Origin of the sequence: Psychrobacter sp. TB15, from assembly GCF_000511655.1 — a bacterium.
GTDB classification, from domain to species: Bacteria; Pseudomonadota; Gammaproteobacteria; order Pseudomonadales; family Moraxellaceae; genus Psychrobacter; species Psychrobacter submarinus.
Map to the genome: position 1 here is coordinate 1 of NZ_AYXN01000027.1, position 4,968 is coordinate 4,968.

Consider the following 4,968-nt stretch of genomic DNA (forward strand, 5'->3'; position numbering starts at 1 on the left):
ACTGCTGCACTTTTTTATCATAAAATAAGACTTGTGATAGATTACCATCTCTCATTACAAGCTGATGAGCTTTTTGATGGCGAAGTCGAATTAGATGAAAGTTACTTTGGTGGCGTACGCAAAGGCAAAAGAGGTCGCGGGGCTGCTGGTAAAACCGCTGTATTTGGTATTCTAAAACGAAACGGTAAGGTTTATACCATTGTCGTAGCAGACACCAAACAAACCACCCTAATGCCTGTCATCAAGCGTAACATCAAGCCTGACAGCTTTGTTTATACGGATAGCTATCGAAGTTATAATGCATTAGATGTGAGCGAATTCAAACATTTCAGAGTCAATCACTCTAAAGAGTTTACTTGTGGTAAAAACAATCACATCAATGGCATTGAGAACTTTTGGAACCAGTCTAAACGAACTCTAAGAAAGTATAATGGGATCGATAAGAAGAACTTCCATTTGTTTTTAAAAGAATGTGAGTTTAGATTTAACTATGGTTCACCATCTAATCAGCTGAAAACCTTGAAAAAATGGTGTGATATTTAATCCTTATCTACTACAGCCCCTAAATCTATCTCTTCTTGAGTTAGTAATAATTTTCTAAATGGTGTCCACTCTGGATCGTCTGGGTTAGAAACTTCGTTGAGAAATGCAAACGCTCTATCATGATGCTTTATTGCAGAGAAATTTGGAAGTTGCTCCCAATATTCGAACGCTTTTTGTCTTGCTTCTGATGCCTCACCACTCATGATAAATGCATATTTGATCGTACCTTCCATAACTGATCGGTTAATAATATCAGCGTCCCACTCCTTAGATTCTTTAACTAGAATAAGAGAGCTTTCACTACTTAAATGGCAGTCAATAAATAGCTGAGAACTAACAAACTGAACATATGAATCCATCCCCTCAATCCGCTCCTCCAAGTATGGCCTTGCATTATCAAAACATTCGCCAATAAACTGGCTAGACATTGCTGCCCAAGTACCTAGAACTTTTTCCATACTTTCTGAACCCAATATCAAATAAAAATTAAATAGTAGTTAATTAAAACCAGTAGCTTGTGAAAGATATATAAATTTCTTATTTATTTAAGCAACCAATAATGAATAGACTTTTTTAAAGTAAATTCTAAAGTATTGGCAAGATTTGAATATTTACTACTGACCATTTTTGACTCGCTCCCATTCTTTTTTTAAAACCATTTGAGACTGTGTCACTATACTTCGACCAATAGTTTCAAATTCACTGGCATTAGCCGTTTTATCATTGATTGACTCAATAATTTTTTTATCAGCGCACTCTATCAACCGAACTAGCTCTTGATGATCAGTCTCATTAGGGTTGATAAGGAGCTTTATAACCTGAAACTTTTCTACAAACTTACCATAATCAGCAATTACATCTTTGGTCGAAACTGATTCATTAGCATGAGCGGATGGCATGTGATGAATAATACCTACTAAAGTAGCTAACTCATCGCGCAGACGATTTATCCATACTTGACGATTAGATGAAACCACAGAAGCATTAATTTGATTTTTAGCAATACAAATGCTTACTAGTGGCCCTACTATGATTGCTACCAAAGCAGTTATTGCACTTACAACAGCGGGTTCAAAAGTCATTGTTTATCCTAAAACCTTGCTAATTATTATTTAATATTGCACTTGATACATTGATCTAGGTGATATCAAGAACAAGTAATATAGCAACAAAAGCAACAACCTGCACTCTTTCATACCTTTTAACAGTGATTAGGTATTATCTATAAAACATCCCCCATAAAAAAATCCCCCGACTAGGTAACTAGTCGGGGGCTTTTAGGAATAGAGAGCTGACGATGACCTACTCTCACATGGCCGGAGCCACACTACCATTGGCGCAACGATGTTTCACTTCTGAGTTCGGGAAGGGATCAGGTGGTGCCATCGTGCTATTGTCGTCAGCAAAGGGGTTTAGATATGAGTCTGTTGTGTGACTTTTAATAAGTATCACTTATCCTAACTGAATCAAGGATAAAGGTGATATCGATATAATGCTTGTCTAACTATAGAACCAAGTTCTGATAGATAGCTACAAACCACTTGGGTGTTGTATGGTCAAGCCAAACGAGCAATTAGTACAGGTTAGCTACACGCATCGCTGCGCTTCCACACCCTGCCTATCAACGTCCTAGTCTTGAACGGCTCTTTAGGGAAATCTAATCTTGAGGTGGGCTTCCCGCTTAGATGCTTTCAGCGGTTATCCCATCCGAACGTAGCTACCGGGCAATGCCATTGGCATGACAACCCGAACACCAGTGGTTCGTCCACTCTGGTCCTCTCGTACTAGGAGCAGATCCTCTCAAATTTCCAACGCCCACGGTAGATAGGGACCGAACTGTCTCACGACGTTCTAAACCCAGCTCGCGTACCTCTTTAAATGGCGAACAGCCATACCCTTAGGACCTGCTTCAGCCCTAGGATGAGATGAGCCGACATCGAGGTGCCAAACACCGCCGTCGATATGAACTCTTGGGCGGTATCAGCCTGTTATCCCCAGAGTACCTTTTATCCGTTGAGCGATGGCCCTTCCATACAGAACCACCGGATCACTAAGACCTACTTTCGTACCTGCTCGACTTGTGGGTCTCGCAGTTAAGCGCGCTTTTGCCTTTATACTCTTCGACCGATTTCCGACCGGTCTGAGCGCACCTTCGTACTCCTCCGTTACTCTTTAGGAGGAGACCGCCCCAGTCAAACTACCCACCATACATTGTCCTCGGTATTGTTATACCTGAGTTAGAACCCCAACATGACCAGGGTGGTATTTCAAGGATGGCTCCACAAACACTGGCGTGTCTGCTTCAAAGCCTCCCACCTATCCTGCACAAGTCAGGTCAAAGTTCAATGTAAAGCTGTAGTAAAGGTTCACGGGGTCTTTCCGTCTAGCCGCGGGTACACAGCATCTTCACTGCGATTTCGATTTCACTGAGTCTCTGCTGGAGACAGCGCTGCCATCATTATGTCATTCGTGCAGGTCGGAACTTACCCGACAAGGAATTTCGCTACCTTAGGACCGTTATAGTTACGGCCGCCGTTTACTGGGGCTTCGATCAAGACCTTCGCATACGCTAAGCCCATCAATTAACCTTCCAGCACCGGGCAGACATCACACCCTATACGTCCACTTTCGTGTTTGCAGAGTGCTGTGTTTTTAATAAACAGTTGCAGCAGCCTGGTATCTGCGACTACCAGCAGCTCAAGGAGCGTGTCCTATCACCACCAATAGCGTACCTTCTCCCGAAGTTACGGTACCATTTTGCCTAGTTCCTTCAGCAGAGTTCTCTCAAGCGCCTTGGTATTCTCTACCTGATCACCTGTGTCGGTTTAGGGTACGATTCGTTTATGACTATCGCTTAGAAGCTTTTCCTGGAAGCCTGGTATTTGCCACTTCGTCCTACAAGTAGGACTTGCTATCAGATCTCGACCATATAGCAGCCCGGATTTACCTAAGCTGCAAGCCTACATCCTTTCACCTAGATAACCATCACTAGGCTGACATAACCTTCTCCGTCCCTCCATCGCATCATAAACAAGTATCGGAATATTAACCGATTTCCCATCGACTACGCCTTTCGGCCTCGCCTTAGGGGTCGACTCACCCAGCCCCGATTAACGTTGGACTGGAACCCTTGATCTTCCGGCGTGCGAGCTTTTCACTCGCATTATCGTTACTCACGTCAGCATTCGCTCTTGTGATACCTCCAGCATGCTTTACAACACACCTTCACAGGCTTACACAACGCTCCCCTACCACTTGAAAACAATTTTCAAATCCGCAGCTTCGGCTCCTAGTTTGAGCCCCGTTACATCTTCCGCGCGGGCCGACTCGACTAGTGAGCTATTACGCTTTCTTTAAAGGATGGCTGCTTCTAAGCCAACCTCCTAGCTGTCTATGCCTTCCCACCTCGTTTCCCACTTAACTAGGAATTTGGGGCCTTAGCTGGCGGTCTGGGTTGTTTCCCTCTCCACAATGGACGTTAGCACCCACTGTGTGTCTCCCGGATATCACTCATCGGTATTCGGAGTTTGCATCGGTTTGGTAAGTCGGTATGACCCCCTAGCCGAAACAGTGCTCTACCCCCAATGGTGTTCGTCCGAGGCGCTACCTAAATAGCTTTCGGGGAGAACCAGCTATCACCGAGTTTGATTAGCCTTTCACCCCTATCCACAAGTCATCCCCTGGCTTTTCAACGACAGTGGGTTCGGTCCTCCGGTGCCTGTTACGGCACTTTCAACCTGCTCATGGATAGATCACTCGGTTTCGGGTCTATACCCTGCAACTATGACGCCCTATTAAGACTCGGTTTCCCTACGGCTCCCCTAACGGTTAACCTTGCTACAGAATATAAGTCGCTGACCCATTATACAAAAGGTACGCGGTCACCACGCAAGGTGGCTCCCACTGCTTGTACGCACACGGTTTCAGGTTCTATTTCACTCCCCTCACAGGGGTTCTTTTCGCCTTTCCCTCACGGTACTGGTTCACTATCGGTCAGTCAGGAGTATTTAGCCTTGGAGGATGGTCCCCCCATCTTCAAACAGGATTTCTCGTGCCCCGCTCTACTTAATATGTTATCTTCAGAATTTAAAATACAGGACTATCACCTACTATGGTCAGCTTTCCCACGCTGTTCTTCTATTCTAAAGATAATCGGCTTCTCCCCGTTCGCTCGCCGCTACTTGGGGAATCTCAATTGATGTCTCTTCCTAAGGGTACTGAGATGTTTCACTTCCCCTCGTTCGCTTCTTATACAAAGTATAAGATACCTAGCTTATGCTAGGTGGGTTTCCCCATTCAGAAATCTCCGGATCACAGGATATTGCCGCCTCCCCGAAGCTTATCGCAGGCTGTCACGTCTTTCATCGCCTCTGACTGCCAAGGCATCCACCATGTGCGCTTAATTACTTGACCATACAACCCCAA

At 44.6% G+C, this 4,968-nt stretch carries 3 protein-coding genes and 2 rRNA genes; 1 reads left to right on the forward strand and 4 read right to left on the reverse strand.

Annotation, left to right across the window (positions count from 1 at the left end; all coding sequences use genetic code 11):
* Nucleotides 1-543: IS1595 family transposase (locus W234_RS0105870; protein WP_025645636.1), on the forward strand; the 543-nt coding region annotated here is incomplete at its 5' end.
* Here W234_RS0105870 and W234_RS0105875 read toward each other — a convergent pair.
* From W234_RS0105875 to W234_RS0105890, 4 genes are all read right to left on the reverse strand, one after another.
* A complete protein-coding gene (locus tag W234_RS0105875; protein ID WP_025645638.1) occupies nt 540-1,001 on the reverse strand; it encodes a DUF5677 domain-containing protein in 462 nt (153 codons plus the stop codon). The genes W234_RS0105870 and W234_RS0105875 overlap by 4 nt on opposite strands.
* Nucleotides 1,002-1,157: 156 nt before the next feature.
* Complete coding sequence (locus tag W234_RS0105880; protein WP_025645640.1) at nt 1,158-1,625, reverse strand: hypothetical protein; 468 nt, start codon at nt 1,623-1,625, stop codon at nt 1,158-1,160.
* Nucleotides 1,626-1,832: 207 nt separating this feature from the next.
* A 5S ribosomal RNA gene (rrf, locus tag W234_RS0105885) occupies nt 1,833-1,947 on the reverse strand.
* 148 nt (nt 1,948-2,095) lie between these two features.
* Nucleotides 2,096-4,956: ribosomal RNA gene (locus tag W234_RS0105890) — 23S ribosomal RNA — on the reverse strand.
* Nucleotides 4,957-4,968: the final 12 nt, after the last annotated feature.

Coding starts and splice junctions, on each gene's coding strand:
- W234_RS0105880 (WP_025645640.1), bottom strand. CDS start 1,625: ATGACTTTTGAACCCGCTGTTGTAAGTGCAATAACTGCTTTGGTAGCA.
- W234_RS0105875 (WP_025645638.1), bottom strand. CDS start 1,001: ATGGAAAAAGTTCTAGGTACTTGGGCAGCAATGTCTAGCCAGTTTATT.